Raw genomic sequence first — 25,668 nt, forward strand, 5'->3', positions numbered from 1 at the left:
CGGGTACGTGATTCTCCAGTTCCTGCTGTTCGCTGCCGTTTTCATTTTGAGTTAAAATAAAGCCGGATGAGGTTATTATTATGTTGAACTCATTTTTTAGAACGAGGACAAATCCAGCAGGCTATTGTATCTTTCATAACATCTAATCTTTCTTTTAACGTGTTTTCATTCATGAGATCTTTTTTATAAATAATGGATAGCGTGGATTGATTGATCAGATAAAAGAAACCAAGGGCGGATATGTTGATATTGAGCTGCATGGCATCAATATCAGGTCGGATAGTCCCTTCTTTTATTCCTTTATCAATAATGCGTTGCGAAAGACTTAGCCATGGTTGGTTAATTTGAACCGCAGTCGGCGAGCTTGCCATATGGCGTGCCTTCATCTGGTTTTCACTGTTTAGTAAACAAATAAACTCAGGATGTTTCAGATAATAATTCCAGGTAAACTCAACTAACGCCAAAATGGCCTGATCGGCAGGAAGATTATCTAGTTTTAGTTCTGACTCATGTGTTCTAATTTGTTGGTAAGCCAGTTCGAGCGTACGTGTAAATAGTTCATCTTTATTGACGAAATAGTAATAGATTAGCTGTTTGTTAACATTGGCTCTTTGAGCTATTTGATCCACTCTGGCGCCGTCAAACCCTTTTTCTGCAAATTCGCTTGTCGCAGCATCCAATATAAGTGTCTGTGTTAAAACAGGGTCGTTTTTGCGTTTAATATTGCTTTTTGTCATATAGATTCTCAAAATCAACTAGTTAGTAAAATCCATTGTATATGTAACAGTATCAGGCCATCAATGCAAACGGCGGGTTTTTATTGTGTGATGTTAATCACAGATAACCAACCGTTTGGTTGAAAGTGAAAAATCAGGAGAATATATTCAATTTCAGGCTGGATAAGATGATTTAACATTTATTATTCATATACGAACAAAGGAAACGAAAATGAGTTCTAAACCAGTAGCAATTATCACAGGCGCGGCCAGAGGCATTGGTAAAGGTTGTGCTATGGCATTGGCAAAAGCCGGTTTTAATCTTCTGATAAATGACAGAACAGATGATGAAAGTGTTGAAAAGTTAAAACAAGCACAAAAAGAATTTCAGGAGTTAGGGGCGGAAGTTGAATGTTTTCATGCGGATATATCCGATCTCTCTCTTCATGAAACAATGCTGGATACCGCAGAAAACAAGTGGGGAAGAATGGATTGTCTGGTGAATAATGCAGGCATTTCCGTACAAAAAAGGGGAGACCTACTGGATGTCACTCCAGAAAGTTTCGACCAAAATTTACTGGTAAATACAAGAGCGCCTTTCTTTTTAACTCAGGCATTTAGCAAGCGGCTGATGAAGAATCCGGATGCTCAGGAAAATCATCGGTCAATCATATTTATTACTTCAATTAATGCTGTGATGTTAGCCATGAACCGTGGGGAATATACCGTTGCCAAGACAGCGTCATCAGCAACGGTTAAGCTATTTGCCATGCGCCTGAGTCAATTAGGTATTGGCGTATATGAAATTAGACCGGGCCTTATTAAAACGGATATGACTATCCCCGCTACACAATATTATGATGAATTAATTGCGAAAGGGCTCGTTCCTCAGGGACGTTGGGGATATCCGGAAGATATTGCATCAACGGTGAGAGCTATGGCTGAAGGGAAATTAGTGTATACCTGTGGTGTTCCTGTCGCTATTGACGGTGGCCTTAGCATGCCGCGTTTTTAGGGGGAGTAATGAGAAGTATATCGCAGCGCCCGGATTTATACTGTATTAATACGGCGACACTTGGATTTAAAACATCACTTTCAGAAATTATTGATGAATGTGCTAAAAGGGGTATTGCCGCTATTAGCCCGTGGAGAAAAGAACTTGAGGAAAGCCGTCCCCAGGATATTTTGAGGAAGCTTAAAGATTGTAATATGTCTATCTCTGGTTTATGCCGTAGCACATATTATACCGCTCCCAATCAAACGGAGAGAGAGGCTGCTATTAATGACAATCGCAAGGCTTTAGATTTGGCGGCAGAATTGGAATGTTCTTGTTATGTGCAGGTTGTCGGCGGTCTTTCGGGCTATTCAAAAGATTTAGAAGATGCACGATCGCAGGTTAAAAAAGGAATTCAACAGCTATTAGAACATTCCCGTCAGGTTGGTGTTCGTATTGCGTTGGAACCGCTTCATCCGATGACTACAGCCGATCGTTCTTGCCTGAGCTCTTTACGTCAGGCGTTGGATTGGTGTGATGAACTCGATCCGGATGGTTATTATGGATTAGGGGTTGCCGTTGACGTTTATCATGTATGGTGGGATCCCGATTTATATAGCCAAATTAAACGGGCAGGAAAACGTATCCTTGCTTTTCATGCATCGGACTGGTTAGTTCCCACTACGGACTTAGTGAACGATCGTGGCATGCCTGGTGATGGGGTAATCGATATTCCTTTAATCCGAAGTTGGGTAGAAGAAGCGGGATTTAATGGTCTAATTGAGTTAGAGATTTTTTCTCATAATAATTGGTGGAATAAGAAAATAGCATCCACACTGGATGTCAGTATCGAACGTATGTCTAAATTTTGTTAAGTATGAAAAATGCATTGTTTTAATTATTTTTTAAATATAATCATTTTTATACAAATCCATTAACAATCGATTTGGAAATATATTTGTTAGCATGTAAGGGGCACCAGATGAGTGGAGTGAGCAAGGAGATTTTAGATAATTTAACTCATGTTAAACTGCCAAAAGGATTTATTGCGCCAGAAGAAAATGATATAGAAAACATCAATAACATGTCTATCCCGGTATATAAATATGATGCCGTGGTTGTTGGTACTGGCGCGGCTGGGTTGCGGGCGGCGGTGGAGCTGAAACGCAGAAATGTTAATGTACTGCTTGCAACATCTGGTCTTTATAAAGGCACGTCAGCATGTTCTGGCTCTGATAAGCAAACCTTATTTACCGCGTCAACATCAAAAAATGGCGACAACTTTTTCAAACTTGCTGAAGATTTAAGTTCAGGCGGCGGAATGGACAAAGATGTCGCCTATGTTGAATCTGTCGGCTCCATTAATACCATCGCAGGGCTTCAATTTCTGGGGTTAAATCTCCCGGAAGATAAGTATGGTTCTATATTACGTTATCAGACCGATCACGATGAGGCGGGAAGGGCGACAAGCTGCGGCCCGAGGACATCGAGATTGATGGTAAAAGTATTATTGGAAGAAGTGAAGCGTCTTGGTATTCCCATTTTAGAAAATACCACAGCATTAAAGTTATTAAAAAATACAGATAAGGAGGGTAAGGAGTCCTGTTCGGGCCTTATTGTAAGTATCAATTTGCCTCATTATCATAATGAGCTAAAGTTAGGCATAATCTCTTCTCCCCATATTGTGTTAGCGACTGGCGGACCAGGAAGTATGTACCGGGATAGTGTTTATCCCAGAGGATGTTACGGCTCATTAGGTCTGGCTTTAGAAGCTGGAATAACACTGACTAATATTATTGAAAGTCAGTTCGGGATTAGTACGGCAAGTACCACGTTCCCCTGGAATTTATCAGGGACATATGTACAGGTTATCCCTTATATTTATTCCCTTGATTCGGATGGGAATGAAATAAATTTCCTTGCTGATTATTATCGAACAACGCAAGAGTTGGTCTCAAATGTTTTTAGAAAAGGATATCAATGGCCTTTCCATTCAACCCGCACTTTGGAATATGGTTCGAGTTTAATTGATATGGCTATTGCCGATGAAACCAGAAAAGGACACCGGGTGTACATGGATTTTAATCGCAATCCAGAACCCGTCCCTGGCGACATTCCCTTTTCTTTAGAAAATCTTGACAAGGATGTAAAAGAATATCTTAGTAATAATCAATGCGATCAGGCGCTACCGATTCAAAGATTAAAGCATATGAATCCTCTGTCCATTGAACTGTATAGAATGCACGGACACGACATTACAACGACGCCTCTGGAGTTTTCGGTAAATAATCAACATATGAATGGCGGGATTGATGTTGATATTTGGGGAGAAAGCAGTTTAAAAGGTTGTTTTGCTGTCGGCGAGGTTGCCGGCACCCACGGGGTTACCAGACCTGGGGGCGCGGCTTTAAATTCGGGACAGGTGTTTGGTGTTCGGGTTGCGCAAAAAATATCACATGACCTGATATCAGATTCTCAACAGATTAATTTATCCAATGCATCGGTGTCTGCTGCAATTGATGAAATCGTTTCTTATATTAAGGGGTGTTTGTCTTCTGCAAAACTGTCTATACACGAGATAAAAGCGCAAATCAGGAACCGGATGTCTGACAAAGCGGGTTTTATTGTGTCGACTAAAGACGTTCAGGATGAGTTATCTTTATCGTTAAAACTTTTTTCAGATATCAGCTCACATGGCATAAAAGTTGATAGTGAAACGCAGCTTGCAAATGTTATTTTATGGAAACATTTCTCGCTCACTTCCGCTGCGGTATTAAGCATGTTGAATGAGTATATTTCATCCGGCGGTGGAAGTCGGGGAGCCCGCATCATTCTGGATGAACAGGGAGATGCGATACCCTCTGATCGTCATGGCGTTATTGATAAATGGCGTTTTAGAAGTGAGAGAAAACAAGATAGAGAGAAAAAATATCTTATTAAATGGACAGGGAAGGAATTTTATAATCAAACGCGATTAGTAAATAATTCTGTAAATTTAGATGATATTTTCTTTGAGAAAAACTGGCCTGATTTTTTGATGGGGAAAATTTATTTATAATTATTTTGTTTATTAACAAGTTATATCCATCATCTTCCAAGTTGCAGGGGCGTTGGCCGTACTCGTTTATCTCAATCACTAACCTGGGTAAGTGATTCGGGGTTCTCTCGTTTTTCGCCTTCCTGCAACTTGAAATCTATTAGGTATATATCTTTTAATTTGAGGGGAAAAAATGAAAATTTCTGATGAAGCGAGTCTTCGGGAATATCTCGAGTCTCAGCCGTTAAAAAAATTCCATGTTGTATTAACTTTAATCTGTTTATTGATTTTAACATTAGACGGATTTGATATGACGATCATGGGGTTTGTTGCGCCATCACTGATGGATGAGTGGAAAGTTAGCCATGACGTGCTTGGCGTCGCAATGAGCGCGGGGTTAATGGGGCTTGCCTGCGGTGCTTTAATGGGCGGAACCATAGCCGATCGTTTTGGAAGAAAGAATGTCATATTTTTTGCTGTATTAGTTTTTGGCTTACTGTCAATCGCCTCTGCTTATTCTCCCAACATAGAAATATTGATTATCCTGAGATTTTTGACTGGGCTCGGGCTGGGTGCGGCACAACCTAATGTGGCAACACTGATTGCGGAATATGCGCCGGTAAAATATAAATCAACGCTGATTTGTATCATTTATTGTGGCATAACATTGGGAAGCGCTCTGGTCGGTTTTGTTGCAAAAGAAATTATTCCAATATTTGGATGGGAAGGCGTTTTCATCGTTGGTGGATTATTGCCTATCTTATCACTAATTCTTATCGTTTTTTATCTTCCTGAGTCTATTCTATATCTTTTAGAAAATAATAAAAGAATAGACTATGTCTATAAAGTAATGAAAAAGGTTACCGGCGGCCATGATGATGGCGTAGAATTAGACACGATTAAGATAAATAAATCTCATTCTGTGTCGGCGCCGAAATTTACCCTGTTAGAAATATTGAAGAAGCCATACTTACTCTGTACTCTTAGCCTGTGGCTGGGGTTATTTATGAATTTAATGTGTGTTAACTTCTTAAGTAACTGGATGCCCTTATTAATCAGAGAAAGTGGATTCACATTGACTGATGCCGCTTTAATCGGCGCAATAGTTCAGGTGGGGGGAACATTAGGTAATATTTCTATTGGTTTGATTATGGACCGATGGGGTTATCATCGGACAATGTTCCTGGGAATGTCCGGCGGTGTCGTCTTCTCACTGTTATTGACTCAATTTCATTATGATCTGACAATTATTGGTTTCCTGGCATTCTTCCTGGGGATTACAGTAAACTCGGTTAATACCGGCTGGACATCATTATCATCGAGTTATTACCCAACCAAAATACGCGCTACGGGAACCAGTACAATGACTGCTGTTGGTCGTACGGGGGCAATTCTTGGGGCCTTTATCGGCGGATTGATATTATCGACAGGTATCCAGGCTATTAATATGTTTTATTTTCTTGCCATTCCGATCTTTATTTGTGCGCTGGCGGTGCTTATCAATAAAAAAATCATTGGAAACGCTAAACAAGAGACTATGCTAAAAACGAATCAGGAATCTGATATGATAAAAGTATCAAAGACGCAATAACAGCTGAAGTTTTCATAGAACCGTATGCTATGACAAAGATACGGTTTTATAAAATATGTTATTTCTGTTTTTAAATAGCTTTTCTGGTGTCGGTGTCTGACAACTTATTCTGCGGGCATGAAAAAAGCCAGTATTCCTGGCTTTTTTCATATGACTTATTTAGTGATTCAGGTGTTCGTCTTTAGTGATTTACAGCAGAATATTACCAAGAATAAACCCGAATATTACTGACAGCGTAATAGTCAGCACGCCCGGTATCAGGAACGAGTGGTTGAACACATATTTCCCGATGCGGGTTGAACCTGTGTCATCCATTTCCACGGCGGCCAGCAAGGTCGGATAGGTCGGCAAGACGAACAGGGCGGATACCGCCGCGAAGGATGCCACCGCCGTCACGGGAGAAACGCCGAGCATCAGCGCCGCAGGCATCAATGCCTTGGCTGTCGCAGCCTGTGAATAGAGCAGCATGGCGGCAAAGAACAGGACGATAGCCAGCATCCACGGGTAGCTTTGCAGGAGCGAGCCTGCTGTTTCCTGAATATCGGTAATATGCGCTTTGACGAAAGTATCACCCAACCAGGCAACCCCCATCACACAGACGCACGCGCTCATCCCTGATTTGAATGTACTGGCTGCGATCACTTTCCCTGTATCGATTTTACAGGTAACGCAGATCAGCGTTGCAATCGTCAGCATAAACACCACGATCGCTTCATTGCGCGGTAAAACCGGGTCAGCAATCAATTTGACAGTATCGCTGATCGCGGTGGCATAAAACATGACGGCAATGATACCGAGCAAAAACAGCAGTACGGAAAGTTTTGCTCCGGGTTTTATTTCGTACGCATTTGTATTGCGTAAAGCAACTTCACCTTTTTTCAAACGTTCCTGATAAATTTCATCATCTTTCAGTTCTTTACCCAGGAAATTGGTGATGATGGCGGTCAGCAATACGGCAGCCAGCGTAGTAGGGATACAAATCCCCAGCAACATCAGATAGCTAACGCCGTGCGGTTCCAGAATACCGGCGACAAACACGACGGCGGCAGAAATCGGCGACGCGGTAATCGCTACCTGAGAGGCCACGACGGCAATCGACAGCGGACGCGAAGGTCTTATTCCCTGTTCCTTGGCCACTTCCGCAATGACCGGCAGCGTAGAGAAGGCGGTGTGCCCCGTACCGGCCAACAGCGTCATGAAATAGGTAACGAGAGGAGCGAGGAAGGTGACGTATTTAGGATGACGGCGGAGCAGTTTTTCCGCCAGACTGACAAGATAATCCATGCCGCCCGCCACTTGCATGGCGGCGATAGCGGCGATAACCGCCATGATGATTTCGATAACATCAAAAGGGATCGCGCCCGGATTTATATGGAATCCCAGAGTAAGAATCAAGACTCCCAGACCACCGGCAAAGCCAATACCGATACCGCCAAGCCGCGCCCCCAGATAGATGGCGAACAGCACGATAATGAGTTCCAGGACCAGCATACAATGCTCCTTAAAACAATTTGATATACCCCCGTCCTTCATATTGCAGAGACATTGACTGGCGATTTGCTTCCTTTCCATGTTTCACCCCTTTGGGGCTGCCTTCCCGTCTTTTGATATCAGTTGGGTATAAATATCGTTTTGATTTTTATGATTTTTTATTTTTTTAATGAAGGCACAGGATACGGATACCCTGTGCCTGGCCGTTGTTATTCAGAGAAGGTGATTAAACGGATTCTTTTTCGTCGGTATAGCGTTTTGCTTTATAGGCCGGATGCATCAGATTCTGGATAGAGAAGATGTCGTCCAGCTGCGCTTCGGTGAGCAGACCGCGCTCCAGTACCACTTCACGCACGCTCTTGCCGGTTTCGGCGCAGATTTTCCCGACGATATCGCCATTATGGTGACCGATGAACGGGTTCAGGTAGGTCACGATACCGATGGAGTTAAAGACGTACGCTTCGCACACGTCTTTATTGGCGGTAATGCCATCGACGCATTTTTCCAGCAGGTTGTAACAGGCATTAGACAGAATCTGGATGGACTCAAACATGGCTTGCCCGATAACCGGTTCCATGACGTTTAACTGTAACTGGCCTGCTTCGGCAGCCATCGTCACGCAGGTGTCATTACCGATAACCTTGAAACAAACCTGATTCACCACTTCCGGCACCACCGGGTTAACCTTCGCCGGCATGATGGACGATCCTGCCTGTAGCTCCGGCAGGTTGATTTCGTTCAGGCCGGTACGCGGGCCGGAAGAAAGCAGGCGCAGGTCGTTACAGATCTTGGATAGCTTCACAGCCAGACGCTTGAGAGCACTGTGCACCATCACATAGGCGCCGCAGTCGGACGTCGCTTCGATCAGATCCTCCGCGGGGACACAGGGTAAGCCGCTGACTTTCGCCAGATACTGTACGGCCAGATGCTGATATTCATCAGGGGTGTTCAGACGAGTACCGATCGCGGTTGCCCCCAGATTCACTTCCAACAGCAGTTCCGCGGTACGCAGCAGGTTTTTGTTTTCTTCTTTCAGCAGGATGTTGAAGGCATGGAACTCCTGACCCAGAGTCATCGGAACCGCGTCCTGCAACTGGGTACGGCCCATTTTCAGGATAGATTCAAACTCTTTGGCTTTACGCTCAAACCCCTGGCTCAGTTGAGTCGTTGCATCCACCAGTTTCAGGATTGAACTGTACACCGCCAGGCGAAAGCCGGTCGGATAGGCATCGTTGGTGGATTGACATTTGTTCAGATGGTCGTTCGGGTTGAGATATTGATATTCGCCTTTTTGATGACCCATCAGCTCCAGACCAATATTCGCCAGCACCTCGTTGGTGTTCATATTAACCGACGTGCCCGCGCCCCCTTGATAAACATCGATGGGAAACTGATCCAGGCATTTGCCATTATTCAGCACTTCATCACAGGCCTGGATAATCGTATCGGCAATTTTACGTGGGATGGTCTGCAATTCCCGGTTTGCTAATGCCGCCGCTTTTTTCACCATGACCATGGCGCGTACAAATTCCGGAATATCGCTAATCGTATTCTCGCTAATATAAAAGTTTTCGATAGCCCGAAGTGTATGAATACCATAATACGCATTAGCAGGGACTTCACGTGTACCTAGCAGATCTTCTTCTATACGAATGTTATTTGACATATTCATTATTCCTTTCTCTTGCTCGATGGCATTTGATGGTATTTAAAATATTGGGCTGTTAGTTGACGCTATTCAGAAAAACGGCCCACTTATTAATAAGACGATATCTGGCTATCACGATTTTTATTCAATCATGATTGAATGATTATTTTTTAGGGATGATAAATCCCGGATAAATACGTCATCGCGTATTTATCTATTTACATCGGCGGCGAATCCGCAATAACGGAAAACGTTATAGGTTCGCTATTCCGTGTTATCTGAATTAATAGAAACCAGTTTTTCTATTCCTCGATTAAGATTCTCCAGTTTTGGAATAAAGACGGTTTTGATTATTTCATGTGTCACATCGCAGGCTTCGTCAAAGAAAGCGCTATATTCATCACGATGTCCGACAATATAAAGTGAACGTTTAATATTCAATTGTTCTGGCATATGTGTCAGAACCTGCCGGGAATAGGTTTCTGATTGTAGGAAACTGATGGGGCTGGTAACGCCCCAGCCGATTCCTGCCGCGACCATAGACGTTAAGGTATCCGCATTATCAAACTCGAGCATGTTGGGGACACGAATATCTATTCTGCGCAGATAGCGTTCAATCTGCATGCCGATCTGTGAGTTGCGGTTGAACCTGACCAGCGGTAACGCGGCGGACAGTTCGCGAATATCTTCAATTGTCTTGATGCGTTTGCGGTATTCCGGCGGCGTGATAATGAAGTAACCTTCGGAAAACAGGCGGTAGCGCACCACGCTATCGGTATCGATCAACGGATCGCTGGTAACGATGAGATCCAGTTCGCGCCGCATCAGCGCTTCGCCCTGCTGTGGGCTTAATCCCGTGCGAATCAACAACTGTGATGAGCTTTTCAACAGGCGTTTCGTGAATACTGAGCCACAGGTGATGGCAAAAGAGTCGACCAGACCGATCCGCAGATCGGGTTTTATGCCGCGTCCTGCTTCCAGAACCTGCGCTTTCAGGTTCGCGATCTCTTCGGTAAGCACTTCTCCCCGGTTTTTTAACGCAATGCCATAAGGCGTCAATACAAAAGGGCGTCTCGCCCGATTGACCAACATGACGCCGAAATCGTCTTCCAACAGCCTGATCGTTTGCGAAACCGCCGACGGCGTCAGGCCCAGCCGCGCCGCTGCTGCGGTCATGCTTCCTGCCTCAGCCATCGTCACAAAAACGTGGACTGCATACATGTCGATCGATTTATTGGCGGACATTGTTCGTTTAACCATGTGTTATTGCCTGCGATGCAAGGGTACATGCTTATTGAAGCACTGGGATAGACGGTAGTTTACCTCATATTATCCTGCCGGCAGACGTTGTAACTGATGCAAGCTTAGTGAGCACAACTCGGAAAAAATACGGGGCGCGTCACTGATTAATTTTTTCTTATAACTAGGTGTAGTTAATCTGAATGTAGCGGGTACGGAAAGCAGCATGGTGCACGGTGAAAATATTAACAATAGATTAACTTAATGATTATTAATAAGATTGGTGCTATTCCTGCTGTTTATTTCGCGCTGGTTTTTGCAACCGATGTTTTCTGTCGGTAGCGGTCGCTCGTTGTTGTACGACTTATTTAATGCAATACATGGGCATATTGTTGTGAACACGAGTGAAGAATAAGAGAGAAATAATGAATATCAGGTGAGGTAGCGTATCATTTTGTGTTGGCGGATCTCTTTACCGGGATGCGTTAATCTTTAATTACGGTATTTACGTTTGAGCAACATGGTTAGCAATTTGACTGTCTCGATCCTATCGCGATGGGTTTGTCATCAATCTCATTTCCCCATTTTTCAAGCCGTGTCATTATCTCCCTCATCCTCTCCCCAGAAAAATATGCTCACGGTGATAGGCCATCTGTGACATATCAGGCGGGTATTGATCGGGGAGGCGTATCGGTTGGCCTTCGTATTGGACGAAGTTGAGTTCGCTGATGGTGCTTTTCAGCTTTTTGATTCTGGGAGAAAGCAGCATTTCCAGATAATCGTTAAAGGTAATCAGTCCCATATCAAAAGCTTTATCGTGCAGGTTGGACAAACAGAGCCCGTTGCTGGGATTTAAACGGTGTTCCGCTGCCGTTTTCCACGGGCGAATATGGCTGGCTACCAGTAACGCGGGTTCTTCCAGACCTGTGACGCAGCAGCGTTCGCCGTAGGCGCTGAGAACGCGCTTGCGAAACAGCTGCTGGCCGATACGCGTTTTGACCTGCGCGATCCTCTCGCCGCCCCGATAGTCTTCTTCGACATCGCTGGCCTGCAATGATATGGGGCGGTTTACGTCAATACGCGCCATCGCCTGCTGACATTGCAGCTCAAACCGAGTGGGGTCGTTGTCCATCTCTTGCCACAATTCACGGTCCGCTTTGGATACGCCGCGCAGGCCGGTTCGGCCGGAATCAGTAATAAACGGATCGAGGCTGGCGATATTAACCAGCTTCATGGCGAGTGCCGAGGGCGTGCGGTTAATCAACGCCGCATAGTGAATAATATCAGGATTGCGCGAGTGCAACTTGCCGAACGGTAATTGGCTGTAGAGCGTGAAGGCGATCAGCAGTTGGTCCCGTGTCCAGTGATTGGTGGCTGCCATGCGTTTTCCGTCAGGTAGTTAGCGTGTTCGGTTAGCGATATCGCTAACTATGCCAGGTAAGACGATAAAATGCATGCAGACTTCCAGATCGTCAGACTGGACCATCCTCTTCGGCTGAGATAACGTCTTGGCTGCCTGTATAAGAATAATCAGAGGTAAGATGCCACATTATCGTATCCCCCTTTTTCGACCACTGTGTCTGGTTGTCCTGCTGTTGTTGGCCGGCTGTTCCAGCAAAATCCCGCCGACGCCAGCGCCGCGTCCGGCGGATGTCAAAGCCCGGCTTATGCAACTGTTGCCTGCCAGTGTCAGCGATCGTCAGGGATGGGCAACCGATATTGCCGCCGCCTTTACCGCGCAGGGTATCGAGCCCAGCAATGAGAATTTATGTTCGGTCCGGGCGGTGACGGAACAGGAATCCACGTTCAATGCCAATCCGCAGGTGCCGGGCTTATCGAAAATCGCCTGGCAAGAGATTGACCGTCGTGCCGAGCAAGTACATGTGCCCGCCTTTCTGGTGCGCACCGCGCTGTTGATTAAATCCCCCGACGGCAAGAGCTACAGTGAACGGCTGGACAAGGTGCGCAGCGAAAAAGAACTGAGCGCCATTTTTGATGATTTCATTGATATGGTGCCGATGGGGCAGAAACTGTTTGGCCGCTTGAATCCGGTGCGTACCGGCGGGCCGATGCAGGTGAGCATTGCCTTCGCCGAGGCTAACGCCAAAGGCTATCCGTACACGGTAGATGGCACCATTCGCCGTGAAGTATTCACCCGCCGCGGCGGAATGTACTTCGGCATTATGCATTTACTGGGCTATCCCGCGAATTACACGCAGTCCCTCTATCGGTTTGCCGATTTTAATGCCGGCTGGTATGCCAGCCGCAATGCGGCATTCCAGCGTGCGGTCAGTCGATTGAGCGGTATTTCGTTGGCGCTGGATGGCGATTTGATCAATTACGGTTCCAATAAACCGGGTTCGACGGAACTGGCCGTGCGTTCGCTGGGTAAACGTCTGGATATGAGCGATTCAGCGATCCGGCGCGCGCTGGAAAAAGGCAACAGTCTGGGTTTTGAAAAAACCGGGTTGTATGAACGGATCTATGCGTTAGCCGATAAATCGGCGGGGGGCAGGGCTCCCCGTGAAGTTTTGCCGGGCATTACGCTGGAAAGCCCGAAGATCACCCGTAAATTAACGACGGCGTGGTTCGCCAAACGGGTTGATGAGCGTCGCCAGCGCTGTATGACCAGGGTGAAATAATCAGCGTCGAGGTCATGAGTCCGCCATGGTTTTTGCTGAGGCATTGGCAGGGTATATTTATCCTCCATAGCGGATAAATAATGGATATCCCCTACAAGGGATATTTCTTGATTTATCCTTTATAGGGGATATTATTAATTTTATCCCTTCAGGAGGATAAAAAATGAAGATCACCTCTGCCAGTATGTTGGCCCATGCCATGCGTGATGAACGTAAAAAGCGCAAACTGAATCAAAGCCACGTTGCTGAGAGCATGGGCATGAAGCAATCCACCGTGTCTGATTTCGAGAATCACCCGGAGGGGACCCGGCTTGAAACCTTGTTCAAGCTGCTGGCGGCATTGGATCTGGAACTTCACCTTGCCGAACGGGGGAGCCAGCAACCGAGTCAGGGATGGAGTAAGGAGTGGTAAACGATGAATATCCTTACTGTTGCGCTTAATGGCATTGCCGTCGGCGCGCGCCAGTTCTCTCTCGTTGCCGGTCATTGCGGAAGTTGAAACGCGGCTTCCTGATGATTTTCCGGAACGTATCCGTGCCGCTATTTTTGCCGGGCTGCGCTCACAGGCTGCCCGGCTGCCCTGACTACGCCCGCCGTGCGACGGTGGTCAGAACCACTGGCCGAAGCGGCGGATATACGCGCGTTTTACCAGTTGGGCCACGGTGCAGTAGCCAATCAGCGTGGCGGCCAGCCACGGGAAGTATTCCCACGGTAAAGGCTGCAAGCCGACCAACGGACCCAGCGGTGAAAACGGCAAATAAATTCCCAATGCCATCACCAGTCCGGTCATCAGCATCACGGGCAGGGCCGCGGTGCTCTGGATGAAAGGAATTTTCTGGGTACGCAGCATGTGTACGACCAGCGTTTGCGATAACAGCCCTTCAATAAACCAGCCCGACTGGAACAGCGCCTGATGTTCAACGCTGTTGGCGGCAAACACAAACCACATCAGCGCATAGGTGGTGATGTCGAAAATGGAAGACGTTGGCCCAATCCACAGCATGAAACGGCCAATGTTCCTGGCATCCCATTTGCGCGGCTTACGTAAAAACTCTTTATCCATTTTGTCCCACGGCAGGGAAAGCTGTGAGATGTCGTACATCAGGTTCTGAATCAGCAGGTGGATCGCCAGCATGGGCAGGAAAGGGATGAACGCACTGGCGACCAGTACCGAAAACACGTTGCCAAAATTCGAACTGGCCGTCATGTTCAGGTACTTGATGATGTTGCCGAATGTCTCACGCCCTTTGATAATGCCTTCTTCCAGCACCATCAGGTTTTTTTCCAGCAGAATGATATCCGCCGATTCTTTGGCAATATCGGTGCCGGTATCCACGGAAATACCGATGTCGGCATCACGCAGCGCCGGGGCGTCGTTGATGCCATCACCGAGAAAGCCAACCGTATGGTTGTTGCCCTGCAACGCTTTCAGTACGCGGGATTTCTGTAGTGGCGTCAGCCGGGAAAAGATGGTGTGCCGTTCCGCCGCCGCGGCCAGTTGCCGATCGCTCAGCATATCGATTTCATTGCCGATCAGCGGTTCTCCAGCTTCCAGTCCGACATCACGGCAGATTTTACGGGTGATGATCGGGTTGTCCCCGGTCAACACTTTGACCGTGACGCCATTTTCATGCAGCGCGCGAATGGCCGCCGCGGCACTTTCCTTCGGTGGATCGAGAAAGGTTAGCAGGCCATGGATCACCAGATCTCGCTCATCATCCGCGCTGATCGGCAGCTGACAACCGGCGGGTCCCAACTCGCGTACGCCAATCATCAGCACGCGGAATCCCTGCTGGTTGTAATTTTCCGCCAGCGTTTGCAACGTGGTTCGGCGGGCCTCATCCAACGCGAACAACTGTCCGTTTTCATTGACGTGTGTCGCAATGGCCAGCATCTCTTCCACCGCGCCTTTACAAATCAGGCGCGGGTGATTGTGTTCGTCTGCAACCACGATAGACAGGCGGCGGCGGACAAAATCAAACGGCAGTTCATCGATTTTGCGATAGCGGCTGAGTCCGGCGGTCTCCGGTTTGTCGCGACCGAAATGGATAATGGCTTTATCCATCAGATTTTTCATGCCGCTCTGGTGATAGCTGTTGAGCCAGGCGAGCTGTAGCACCGTTTCATCATTCTGACCGTTGGTATTGAGATGATGCTCGAGGATGATGCGATCCTGCGTCAGGGTGCCGGTTTTATCGGTGCAGAGTACGTCCATGGCGCCGAAATTCTGAATCGCGTTCAGCCGTTTCACCACCACTTTACGCCGCGCCATGGCAATCGCGCCCTTGGCCAGATTGGAGGAAACAATCATCGGCAGCATTTCCGGCGTTAACCCCACGGCAACGGCCAACGCAAACAGGCTGGCTTCCATCCAGTCGCCTTTGGTAAAGCCGTTAATCAGCAGCACGACGGGTACCATCACCACCATAAAGCGGATCAGCAGCCAGCTCACGCTGTTTACGCCGCGATCGAACGCCGTCTGGGCGCGCGTACCGACGATTGATTTTGCCAGCGATCCAAAATAGGTCTGGTTGCCTGTCGCCACGACGACAGCGGTTGCCGTGCCGCTGGAGACATTGGTTCCCATCAGACAAATGCCGGATAATGACAGCAGATCGCTTTCACTGCCTTGCGGCGCCTGAGCGCCTTTGGCGCTGATGTTGCTCAGCACGTCATATTTCTCTATCGGCAGCGATTCGCCGGTCAGAACAGCCTGACTGACGAACAAATCCCGAGACTCAATCAAACGGACATCGGCTGGCACCATATCACCCGCGGACAGGTAGAGAATATCGCCGGGCACCAGTGCCTGAAGCGGAATTTCCTGACGAACGGGCGCGGTGTTATAGCTGGAACGGCGCAGGACGGTAGCCGTGGTGCGTACCAGCGATTTCAGCGCTTCGGCGGCTTTGTTGGTGCGGAATTCCTGCCAGAAACGCAGCAGGCCGCTCAGGCTGACCATCACGACGATGATCAGCACGCCGGTGAGTGAGGTCTCTTCGTGCTGGCGGGCGGGCAGCCAGTAATCGGTGATAAAACTGATCGCCGCCAGCGCCATCAGCACATAAATAAACGGATTATTAAAGGCGGCGATCAGCTGTACCAACGCATGAGGCGCTTTCTCATGGGCGACCCGGTTTTCACCATAAACCTGCTGACGATCGGCGACGTCTTCATCGGTCAACCCATGTAAATGGGTGTTCAGGTTAGCCAGTGTCTGATCGAGGCTGTTCTGCGCTTCCTGAGCAATAACGAACTTGAGGGCCTCTTTTTTACGTTCATGTGCAGCGTGTTGTTCATGTTGGTTAATCATGTCGGTCATGATGTTTTCTCCCTTTTTGCCATCCGTAAGGCATGGCGATCCCGCCCCGCAATTTAAGGCGGGATAAACAGATAGAATTGAGATGGACGGTATGGCGGAAGAGAGGACGGTGGACGGGCAAAACCGAATCCTTTCCCTATTCCGCGTTAACGGTTAACGTGCGCGGCCCGGAGGGAATAAAGCGTGGCTATTTAAAAAAATGATAACTGTACGCATGGTCATTTCTCTATCGTGGACGATGCCGCGAAAATGATGTTATTTACATGGGTATGCAACAGTTCGGAAAAAACAGAAGTGATGCTGCCCGCCGTTATCGGCAAGCAACGCATCAAATGAAAGATAACGTTAGCTTGCCAGTGGTGAATGGTTAAAACGCTGACTGTCCAATATTGCTATCCCCACTAGAAAAGATGGCTGAACTATAGCCATGTCGTATTTACCTGTAAACCCGGTTTCCTAAACCTAATCTCAACGCGTGCGTATTTCTATGGCGAGTCGCGGGAGAAGCGATGCGGTGCGCAAACAAATAAAATTTTTTGTTTTCTCTGCGCTAGGTCATGGTTTCATAAACGATAATAATTCTCATCTAAAATCTTGTTTGTTAAAATAGCAACCGACTTCAGGTCATGTTTTCTACATCACTGTGCTTTTTGGTAAATGGAATATTACTATGGCTATATTAAATAGAACCGCTGAATTACAGGAAATGGCGCCGCGCCGGACAAAAAAAACCAACTCCCTCCTTACCGCTCTGCTGCTTTGCCTCTCCCCGTTATTGACCGATCCTGCGATGGCGCAACCGCCTGAGTCGCTGACGTTTGCCAACTTCCGCGACACGCGCGATCTGAATCCGCATATCTATTCGGGTGAGATCTGGGCGCAGAATATGCTGTACGAATCGCTGGTGAAAGTAACGCCGCTGGGGATTGAACCCTGGCTGGCGGAAAAGTGGGAAGCCTCCGCTGACGGCAAGGTGTACACCTTTACGCTACGCGACGGGGTGAAATTCAGTGATGGCGTGCCGTTTAACGCCGATGCGGCGAAACAGAACATTGATGCCGTACTGGCAAACCGTGAACGTCACGGCTGGCTGGAAATGGTGCGCATCATCGAGAAGGTGGAAGCGCTGAACGAGCATCAGTTACGCTTTACCCTGAAAGAGCCCTATTACCCTTTCCTGATTGAGCTGGCGGTCACCAGGCCGATGCGCTTTATTTCTCCGGCGGCAATGAAAGAAGGGGGAACGAAGCAGGGGGTAAGCGCCTACATCGGTACCGGCCCGTACGTGATGAGTGAGCATAAAACGGATGAGTACGCGGTATTTACGCTCAACCCGCACTACTGGGGCGAAAAACCCAAACTGGAACGCGTGGTGATGAAGGTGATACCGGATAATCAGACGCGTTTGCTGGCGTTGCAGAAAGGCGAAATCGAGCTGATTTACGGCAAAAACATGATTGATGCCGATTCCTTTGCGCAACTGAATAAGGATAAGAAGTTCACAACACAGCTTTCCGAGCCGGTATCGACCCGCATGTTGCTGATCAATACCACGTCGGAAAATTTGCAGGACGTTCGCGTTCGGCAGGCGTTACAGCATGCGGTGAATAAAATCGATATAGCGGAAGGTATTTTCAACGGTAGTGAAGTCCCGGCGGATACGCTGCTGGCTAAAAATGTGCCGTACAGCAATGTTGATCTGAAGCCTTATGCGTACGATCTGGATCAGGCGGCAAAACTGCTGGACGCGGCGGGTTGGGTACGGAAAGACGGCCAGGAGTGGCGTCAAAAAGACGGAAAGCCCCTCTCCATCGGCATTTATTATGATAGCAACACCGCCTCACAGAAGGTGATCGCCGAATATTTGCAGAATGAACTGGCCGGACTGGGGATTGAACTCAGGCTGAATGGCGAAGAAGAGCAGGCATACCGCGATCGGCAAAAAGCGGGCAAATTCGACATCGTATTCAATATCTCCTGGGGCACGCCTTACGATCCTCAATCCTTCTTGTCGGGGATGAAATTGCCGGTTTACGGCGATTACGCCGCGCAGCAAGGGTTGGCGGAGAAAAAACAGATCGATGACAGTATTTCACATGCACTGATTACCACGGACGAAAAAGAGCGGCAGGAATTATACCGCTATGTCCTGACTACGTTACATAATGAAGCGGTCTATATCCCGCTGACCTATGAACGCAATCGGGCGGTCTATGTGAAGAGCCTGAAAGGCGTGGATTTTAACCCGTCACAGTTTGAGATCCCGTTTGATCGCATGTATCGCGAGTAATGCATTGCCGTTCGTCAGGCAATCAGGATGCCGGTGGCGTTAGCCCGGACGGTTGACAAATATAGCCTCTTATCATGTTGTCCGGATTAGGCGTTGGTAAGGGGCTATCGTCCACTCTGGTTATCGCTGAAGCGTGTGCTTTGTTATCCGTTCCATGCTTTCCGCGTCGCGGATGGATCTGCGAAATTACAGGTTGTTATGTGAAAAAATATCTCTGCCGACGTCTGTTGCTGACGATACCGATTCTGATTGGTATCTCATTCCTTTCTTTTTTGCTGCTGAATCTGGTGCCTGCCGATCCGGCGGAAGTCGCCCTTCGGGTCAATGAGATCATCCCCACCCCGGAATCTGTCGCCGCCATGCGGCAACAGCTGGGACTGGATCGCCCCTTTCTGGTGCGCTATGTCTACTGGCTGTTCGATGCCATGCGTCTGGATTTTGGCTACTCGTATATAAACAACCGGCTGGTTCTGGATGAAATTTCCCGCTGTTTGCCAGCCACGCTGGCACTGGCCGGACTGGCTCTGGTGATGATCCTGTGTATCAGCATCCCGCTGGGCGTGTTAAGCGCGGTGTATAAGGACAGCCTGTTCGATCGCCTGATCCGTACACTGGTCTTTCTGGGAACCGCCATGCCCAGCTACTGGCTTGGTTTACTGCTTATCTGGTGGTTTGCGCTGGCGTGGGACTGGCTGCCGACCAGCGGCAGCGGTACGTTCGCGCATATCATTCTGCCTGCCGTGACGCTGTCGATGGTCTATATCTCCATCTATATCCGATTGATTCGTAATAACATGCTGGAAAATATGCAGCAGTATTATGTCTATTACGCCCGCGCCCGGGGGTTGACGGAGAAAAGCATTATTGTGCGCCATGTGCTGAAGAATTCGTTGCACAGCAGCATTACCGCACTGGGCATGAGTATTCCTCAGTTACTGGCCGGAACGGTGATTATCGAGAACATCTTTGCCTGGCCGGGCGTAGGGCGGCTCTGCATTTCGGCGATTTTCAGTCGTGACTATCCGGTGATTCAGGCTTATATCCTGATGATGGCGGTGCTGTTTGTGTTCTGTAATCTGCTGGTGGATATCATTCAGCGCTGGATGGACCCGGCTTTGCGGCAAGAGGGATAATATGCTGTTTTCGCAAAAACTGTTGCGCGATAAGGTCGCATTGCTTTGCCTGCTGGTGCTTATTGTGGTGGTTGCCGTCGGCATCCTCGCCCCGTGGCTGGCGCCCAACGATCCGAACAAAATTAATATCGCCCGTAAATACGCCGATTTCAGTGCCCGATTCCCGCTGGGTTCTGATCATCTTGGCCGCTGTGTGCTGTCGCGCCTGATGTTCGGCGTGAGAACCACGCTGTTTCTGGCGCTACTGACGATGGCCGCCACGATTATGATTGGCTGCCTGTTTGGCTTCCTGTCCGGCTATTTTCGCGGTCGGCTGGACGAAATCATGATGCGCTGTTGTGATGTCATGCTGTCTTTTCCCAGCCAGATTATGATTCTGGCGATTGTCGGGATTTTGGGCGTGGGCATCGTGAACGTGATCCTGGCGAATATTCTGGTGAAGTGGGCGTGGTATACCCGCATGATCCGCAGCATTGTGATCAGACACAGTCAGAAAAATTACATCCTGTTTTCACGCGCCAGCGGTACGCCGCTGTGGTTTATTTTGCGGCGTCATTTGCTGCCGAATACGCTGTCCGAGATCGTTGTGCTGGCAACGCTGGACACCGGCTGGGTCATTCTGAATATTTCCGCGTTGTCATTTCTCGGCCTTGGGGTGCAGGCTCCCACGGCAGAGTGGGGAACCATGTTAAGCGAGGCGCAGAAAGTGATGATGAGCCATCCGACGCAAATGCTGGCGCCGGGGCTGGCTATTCTGGTGGTGGTGGCCGCCTTCAATTTGCTGGGTGACTGTCTGCGCGATGCGCTGGACCCACGGGAGTCTCACTGATGAGCGATTTATTACGCGTTGAGCAGTTGCAGGTTGTGCTGAAAGCCGGGGGACAGACGTTGCTGAACGATATCGCCTTTTCGCTGCCTCGCCACGCCTGCCTTGGCGTGGTCGGCGAAAGCGGCAGCGGAAAAAGCCTGACCTGTCGTGCGTTGATGGGGCTGCTGGGCGAGTCGTTTACCTGTACGGGACAAGCCTGGTTGAACGGGACGGATTTGCTGGTGCAAACGCCGGAGGCGATGCGGCGGCTGCGCGGGAAAACGATCGGCATGATTCTGCAACACCCGATGAATGCGTTCGACCCGTTGCAATCGGTCGGCAAGCAGATGGTGGAAACGTTTGGCGCCCATCTGACGTTGAATCGCCGCGAAGCGCGCGAACGGGCGCTGGAGATGATGCAACTGGTCCGGCTGCGGGACGTGACGGCATTGTTTGATAAATACCCCAGTCAGATCAGCGGCGGCATGCTACAGCGCATCATGATCGCGATTGCGCTGGCGCTGGAGCCGCAGCTGTTGATTGCCGATGAGCCGACCACCGCGCTGGATTCGGTTACCCAACATGACATCATGCAGGAGTTCCGCGCTATCCGCGAGCGCCTGGGCACCACGATGATTTTTATTTCTCACGATTTTGGCGTGGTGAACCGCATCGCCGATCGCGTGCTGGTGATACATCAGGGACGTGCGGTTGAACAGGGTGATGTGCGGCAGGTGCTGTGCCACCCCCGGCACGAACATACGCGCTATCTGGTGGCATCCCGTCAGGCATTGCAGCGACGTTATCAGGCGCTGGTGGGCGCCCCGGCGGATGAGCGTGACGATGAATACCGCGAGGTGGCGTATGGACGTGTTGGTTGACGTCGAACGGGTGAGCCATGGCTATCGCGCTGAGCATGGCGGAAAGTGGTTGCCGGTGCTGCATGATGTTTCGTTCAGCGTGCGTAAGGGCGAGTGTCTGGGCATTATCGGCGAGAGCGGCAGTGGGAAAAGTACGCTGGGGCGTATTCTGCTGGGGCTGGAAGCGCCGAAAAGCGGGCAGATCCATCTGGCGGGACAGCCGCTCTATACGCCGCTGCGTTTCTGGCAGCGCAGGCGGGAAAAGCAGACGCGAGTCAGCGCGGTATTTCAGGACTATACGTCATCCGCCAATCCTTCAATGAATGTGTTGAATATTGTTGCAGAACCGCTGTGGGCGCGGGGAGCGACGCCGCGTCAGGAAGTTCGGCAGCAGGTGGCGGCGTTACTGGATCAGGTCGGTTTGACGGCGGATCTGGGCGAGCGTTTCCCGCACCAGTTGAGCGGCGGGCAGATGCAACGCGTCTGTATCGCCAGAGCGATCGCCAGCCAGCCGCAGTTTATCGTGCTGGATGAAGCGGTCAGCGCACTGGATGTGTCCGTACAGGTGCAGGTGCTGGATTTGCTGGCAGAACTGCGTGAGCGTCTGGGGTTGACCTATCTGTTTATCAGCCACGATTTAGGCGCGGTCGCCTACCTGTGTCAGCGGGTGATATTTTTGCAAGCAGGCCGCGTGATTGAGCAGGTGGATGAGATGTCTTTACTGGGGCGCGTTGAGCATCCCTACGCTCAGCAACTGTTGCAGTCGGTGATGACGTTTTAAGCGCGCTGACCGATGTGCGGATAAAAAATCGCGTACTTTCGCGAAAAAATAAACGTTGCCTTAACCAATATTTTCTGGTGTTTGGCGATTGGTTCGCTATTTTTCAGACGTTAATTCTATTTTTCGTATAAAAAACGGAAATATCTTTGACATGAATGCTACCTGCCAGCGGATGCTATAAGCGCACAAAATATAGCTTATAGCGTGAATGTCGTGTAATTTCAAAATAAGAATTATCCTAATCATTGTCAGGGAAATGAATACGATGAAATTAAGAACAAGAATAATGTTGCTGTGCGGCACTACGCTGTTGGGACTGCTTATTCTCGCCGCGGTGGCGCTAAACACGCTGTATAAATCAATGATGCACGAGCGAACCAGCCAGCTTTCTACGCTGGTGGAACTCGCCCATGCCGCGGCGCAGAAATCCTACGATCTTGAAAAATCAGGCCAGTTATCGCGCGAAGAGGCAGAAAATGAAGCCAAACGCGCCATCGGCAGCTTCCATCTGAACGATCGCTATTTCTTCGTGCGGGGATTCACCAACGACGTCAACTATGTGCATCCCAACCCTAAACGGGTCGGGATCGTCGATGCGAAAGGCGGCAAAGAGGCCGGAGAGCGTTATCGCGCCGCGTTGCAGGATCATACCATCGGTACGGTGATCGCCAAGGGAACGCGTCCGGGAACTACGGACGAGGTTGAGAAGCTGTATGCCATCGTCAAATTCGAGCCCTGGGACTGGATCATCGGCTATGGCGATTATATTGACGATATCCAGCAGGCGTTCTGGCGCGATGCGATTATTCTGCTGTCCATCAGCGTCGTGTTGTTGCTGATTATTTCAGTGCTGGCATGGAACATGTTGCGCACGCTGCTGCGGCAGCTGGGAGGGGAACCGCAGTACGCGGTCGATGTGGTGAAACAAATCGCGGATGGTAATCTGGTGGTGGATGTGCAGACGCGTCCCGGTGACGATACCAGCATATTGTTTGCCATCCGCGCGATGCGCGATAACCTCTCGCAGCTGGTTAGCCAGGTGCGGGAAAGTACCCATTCGATCGCCTCGGCGTCGGCGCAGATCGCTTCTGGCAATGAAGATCTGTCGTCCCGCACCGAGTCTCAGGCCAGCGCGCTGGAACAGACGGCTTCCGCGATGGAAGAATTGACCTCGACCGTTCAGCAGAACGCCGAAAATGCGCGACATGCCAATGAATTGGCAATGTCAGCCTCGGATGTCGCGGTGCGGGGCGGCACGGTCGTCAAGCAGGTGGTGGATACCATGAATTCTATTGATGTGTCCTCACGCAAAATCGTGGATATCACCGGGGTCATCAACAGTATTGCGTTTCAAACCAACATCCTGGCGTTGAACGCCGCGGTGGAAGCGGCTCGCGCCGGTGAACAGGGGAGAGGTTTCGCCGTGGTGGCGAGCGAAGTCCGCACTCTGGCGCAGCGTTCCGCTTCCGCAGCCAAGGAGATCAAAAACCTTATCGACGATTCGGTATCTAAAGTCGGTGAGGGCACCGAATTCGTGAAGCGCGCCGGAGAGACCATGAGCGAGATTGTTGAAAGCGTACAGCGCGTGACGACCATGGTGGGGGAAATCAGCGTGGCGAGCCGAGAACAGAGTTCGGGGATTGAGCAGGTGAATCTGGCGGTATCCCAGATGGATCAGAGCACCGAACAGAATGCGGCGCTGGTGCAGGAGGCGCTGGCCGCGGCGAAATCGTTGAGCGATCAGGCGCAGGATCTGTCGCATACGGTCGATCAGTTTCGCGTAAGCGAATCTGCCGGGTATCTGTCCGTCGCGGTACGATAGGGCATATCGGTTTACCGCCGGGAGTTTTCCCGGCGTAGCATGACGGGCGGTTCAATAATTAGCCTTTTTTCAACCTCGGTGTCAGTCCAGATAGAAAACCGGTTGCAGCTCGTCGCTGACCGGGCTGTTGTCCGGATTGGCCGGCATGACGTCCGTCATATGCTGCCACCAGCGCTGACAGACTTCCGTTTGCGCCACGGCGTTCCACCGTTCTTCGGATTCAATTTCGACATACCCAAACAGCAAATTGCGTTGTTTATCCAGAAAAATACTGTAGTGATGAGCGCCGTGCGCTTTCAGCACCTCGGCCAGTTCCGGCCAGATGGGATGATGCCGATGTTCATATTCGGCGTGACACTCAGGAAAAACGGACATCACAAAGGCTTTACGCAGCATGGTGGTTCTCCCGATCGGGCGCCACAGGCGAAAATCCTGTGACGCCTTTTAACAAAAGGGTGAAAGTGAGAGGCTATACGCGCAGCGCCGCTTCCATCGGCGTGACGCCAAAGCGTTGGCCCAGGGCGATCAGCTCTTCGGTCGAGATGGTTTGTTTCTTACCGCCCATCGATCTGACTTTCACCATCACTTCTGCGGATTTCTCCGCGGTGTCGATCAGGCCGAAAGCCTCATCGAGCGTTGGGCCGCTGCCGAAAATGCCGTGGAACGGCCAGAGCACCAGCGAATGACGCTGCATCTGATCTGACGTTGCCGTGCCGATGGCATCGGTTCCCGGCACCATCCACGGAACGATGCCGACGCCATCCGGGAACACCACCAGGCATTCGGTACTGCCCTCCCAGAGTTCGCGGGTGAACGCCGCGGTATCCAGTTCCAGTACGTAGCTGAGCGCGATCAGGTTGGTGGCATGGCAGTGCATGATGACCCGGTCGCGTCCGTTCGTCACGCCCATCCGCACAATGTGTGACTGAAAGTGCGAGGCCAACTCTGAAGTCGGCAGGCCGCCGTTGGTTAACCCCCAGAATATGCGATAGCCTTTGCCGTCATGATCCACCTGCAACAACACCAGCGAGTCGGCCGGGTCCAGCTGTACGTTACGGAAAAACTTGCCGGAACCGGTGACGATAAACCAGCATCCTGCCAGTTCGGGCATGGCCTGACTTAACGCCTCATGGCGAGGTTGCGGGTAGAAATCGCTTTCATAGGGTGTAACATCCTCCGCCGTCAGCCGCAGGCTGACATTGCCGCCGTTACGCTCGTCCCAGCCTTTGAGCCACATATCGCTGGTGGCTTTAATCATTCCCTGTACGAACCAGGAAGAAAGAATCGCTTGCAT

General features: G+C 49.7%; 21 protein-coding genes. 13 read left to right on the top strand and 8 right to left on the bottom strand.

Features of this window, described 5'->3' with window-relative positions; genetic code table 11:
• Nucleotides 1-89: 89 nt before the first annotated feature.
• Nucleotides 90-737, bottom strand: a complete 648-nt coding sequence (locus tag B4923_RS08255; RefSeq protein WP_109053872.1) for a TetR/AcrR family transcriptional regulator — start codon at nt 735-737, stop codon at nt 90-92.
• A 211-nt stretch (nt 738-948) separates the two neighbouring features.
• Here B4923_RS08255 and B4923_RS08260 point away from each other — a divergent pair, with 211 nt between their 5' ends.
• From B4923_RS08260 to B4923_RS08275, 4 genes are all read left to right on the top strand, one after another.
• Nucleotides 949-1,731, top strand: a complete 783-nt coding sequence (locus B4923_RS08260) for a 3-ketoacyl-ACP reductase (protein ID WP_109053873.1) — start codon at nt 949-951, stop codon at nt 1,729-1,731.
• An 8-nt stretch (nt 1,732-1,739) separates the two neighbouring features.
• On the top strand, nt 1,740-2,585 hold the full coding sequence (locus B4923_RS08265) for a sugar phosphate isomerase/epimerase family protein (protein WP_109053874.1): 846 nt from the start codon (nt 1,740-1,742) through the stop codon (nt 2,583-2,585).
• Nucleotides 2,586-2,692: 107 nt separating this feature from the next.
• The gene (locus B4923_RS08270) at nt 2,693-4,768 is read left to right on the top strand and encodes an FAD-dependent oxidoreductase (protein ID WP_109053875.1); all 2,076 of its coding nucleotides are present in this window, start codon (nt 2,693-2,695) and stop codon (nt 4,766-4,768) included.
• A gap of 172 nt (nt 4,769-4,940) precedes the next feature.
• A complete protein-coding gene (locus tag B4923_RS08275; protein WP_109053876.1) occupies nt 4,941-6,338 on the top strand; it encodes an MFS transporter in 1,398 nt (465 codons plus the stop codon).
• Nucleotides 6,339-6,527: 189 nt separating this feature from the next.
• On the opposite strand, the gene B4923_RS08280 is transcribed toward B4923_RS08275, so the two are convergent.
• From B4923_RS08280 to B4923_RS08295, 4 genes are all read right to left on the bottom strand, one after another.
• On the bottom strand, nt 6,528-7,829 hold the full coding sequence (locus tag B4923_RS08280) for an anaerobic C4-dicarboxylate transporter (RefSeq protein ID WP_109053877.1): 1,302 nt from the start codon (nt 7,827-7,829) through the stop codon (nt 6,528-6,530).
• Nucleotides 7,830-8,055: 226 nt separating this feature from the next.
• Nucleotides 8,056-9,495 carry an aspartate ammonia-lyase gene (gene aspA, locus B4923_RS08285; RefSeq protein ID WP_109053878.1) on the bottom strand — a complete coding sequence of 480 codons (1,440 nt, stop codon included), beginning with the start codon at nt 9,493-9,495 and terminating at the stop codon, nt 8,056-8,058.
• A gap of 246 nt (nt 9,496-9,741) precedes the next feature.
• A complete protein-coding gene (locus B4923_RS08290) occupies nt 9,742-10,737 on the bottom strand; it encodes a LysR family transcriptional regulator (protein ID WP_109053879.1) in 996 nt (331 codons plus the stop codon).
• A 589-nt stretch (nt 10,738-11,326) separates the two neighbouring features.
• Nucleotides 11,327-12,097: an HNH endonuclease gene (locus B4923_RS08295; RefSeq protein ID WP_109053880.1), complete on the bottom strand. Its 771-nt coding sequence runs from the start codon at nt 12,095-12,097 to the stop codon at nt 11,327-11,329.
• 160 nt (nt 12,098-12,257) lie between these two features.
• On the opposite strand from B4923_RS08295, the gene B4923_RS08300 reads away from it, so the two are divergent.
• From B4923_RS08300 to B4923_RS20880, 3 genes are all read left to right on the top strand, one after another.
• The gene (locus tag B4923_RS08300; RefSeq protein ID WP_109053881.1) at nt 12,258-13,358 is read left to right on the top strand and encodes a DUF1615 domain-containing protein; all 1,101 of its coding nucleotides are present in this window, start codon (nt 12,258-12,260) and stop codon (nt 13,356-13,358) included.
• A 163-nt stretch (nt 13,359-13,521) separates the two neighbouring features.
• On the top strand, nt 13,522-13,770 hold the full coding sequence (locus tag B4923_RS08305; RefSeq protein WP_109053882.1) for a helix-turn-helix domain-containing protein: 249 nt from the start codon (nt 13,522-13,524) through the stop codon (nt 13,768-13,770).
• Nucleotides 13,771-13,798: 28 nt separating this feature from the next.
• The gene (locus B4923_RS20880; RefSeq protein WP_170116034.1) at nt 13,799-13,942 is read left to right on the top strand and encodes a hypothetical protein; all 144 of its coding nucleotides are present in this window, start codon (nt 13,799-13,801) and stop codon (nt 13,940-13,942) included.
• 23 nt (nt 13,943-13,965) lie between these two features.
• Here the strand turns inward: B4923_RS20880 and mgtA are convergent, their stop codons facing one another.
• Nucleotides 13,966-16,680 (bottom strand): magnesium-translocating P-type ATPase, encoded by a 2,715-nt coding sequence (mgtA, locus tag B4923_RS08310; RefSeq protein ID WP_109053883.1) that lies wholly within the window; start codon nt 16,678-16,680, stop codon nt 13,966-13,968.
• Nucleotides 16,681-17,350: 670 nt separating this feature from the next.
• On the opposite strand from mgtA, the gene nikA reads away from it, so the two are divergent.
• From nikA to B4923_RS08340, 6 genes are all read left to right on the top strand, one after another.
• The gene (gene nikA, locus B4923_RS08315; protein ID WP_245929510.1) at nt 17,351-18,970 is read left to right on the top strand and encodes a nickel ABC transporter substrate-binding protein; all 1,620 of its coding nucleotides are present in this window, start codon (nt 17,351-17,353) and stop codon (nt 18,968-18,970) included.
• Between the two features lie 200 nt (nt 18,971-19,170).
• Nucleotides 19,171-20,103, top strand: a complete 933-nt coding sequence (gene opp1B, locus B4923_RS08320; protein ID WP_109053884.1) for a nickel/cobalt ABC transporter permease — start codon at nt 19,171-19,173, stop codon at nt 20,101-20,103.
• Between the two features lies 1 nt (nt 20,104).
• Nucleotides 20,105-20,932 carry a nickel/cobalt ABC transporter permease gene (gene opp1C / locus B4923_RS08325; RefSeq protein ID WP_109053885.1) on the top strand — a complete coding sequence of 276 codons (828 nt, stop codon included), beginning with the start codon at nt 20,105-20,107 and terminating at the stop codon, nt 20,930-20,932.
• Nucleotides 20,932-21,792 carry an ABC transporter ATP-binding protein gene (locus B4923_RS08330; RefSeq protein ID WP_109053886.1) on the top strand — a complete coding sequence of 287 codons (861 nt, stop codon included), beginning with the start codon at nt 20,932-20,934 and terminating at the stop codon, nt 21,790-21,792. The genes opp1C and B4923_RS08330 overlap by 1 nt, the downstream gene beginning before the upstream one ends.
• The gene (locus tag B4923_RS08335; RefSeq protein ID WP_245929511.1) at nt 21,755-22,552 is read left to right on the top strand and encodes an ABC transporter ATP-binding protein; all 798 of its coding nucleotides are present in this window, start codon (nt 21,755-21,757) and stop codon (nt 22,550-22,552) included. The genes B4923_RS08330 and B4923_RS08335 overlap by 38 nt, the downstream gene beginning before the upstream one ends.
• A gap of 265 nt (nt 22,553-22,817) precedes the next feature.
• Nucleotides 22,818-24,374, top strand: a complete 1,557-nt coding sequence (locus B4923_RS08340) for a methyl-accepting chemotaxis protein (protein ID WP_109053888.1) — start codon at nt 22,818-22,820, stop codon at nt 24,372-24,374.
• Nucleotides 24,375-24,455: 81 nt separating this feature from the next.
• Here the strand turns inward: B4923_RS08340 and rhaM are convergent, their stop codons facing one another.
• A complete protein-coding gene (rhaM, locus tag B4923_RS08345; protein WP_109053889.1) occupies nt 24,456-24,770 on the bottom strand; it encodes an L-rhamnose mutarotase in 315 nt (104 codons plus the stop codon).
• A gap of 73 nt (nt 24,771-24,843) precedes the next feature.
• A complete protein-coding gene (rhaD, locus tag B4923_RS08350; RefSeq protein ID WP_109053890.1) occupies nt 24,844-25,668 on the bottom strand; it encodes a rhamnulose-1-phosphate aldolase in 825 nt (274 codons plus the stop codon).

It is taken from the genome of Brenneria roseae subsp. americana (genome assembly GCF_003115815.1).
In the GTDB taxonomy this organism is placed as follows: Bacteria; Pseudomonadota; Gammaproteobacteria; order Enterobacterales; family Enterobacteriaceae; genus Brenneria; species Brenneria roseae.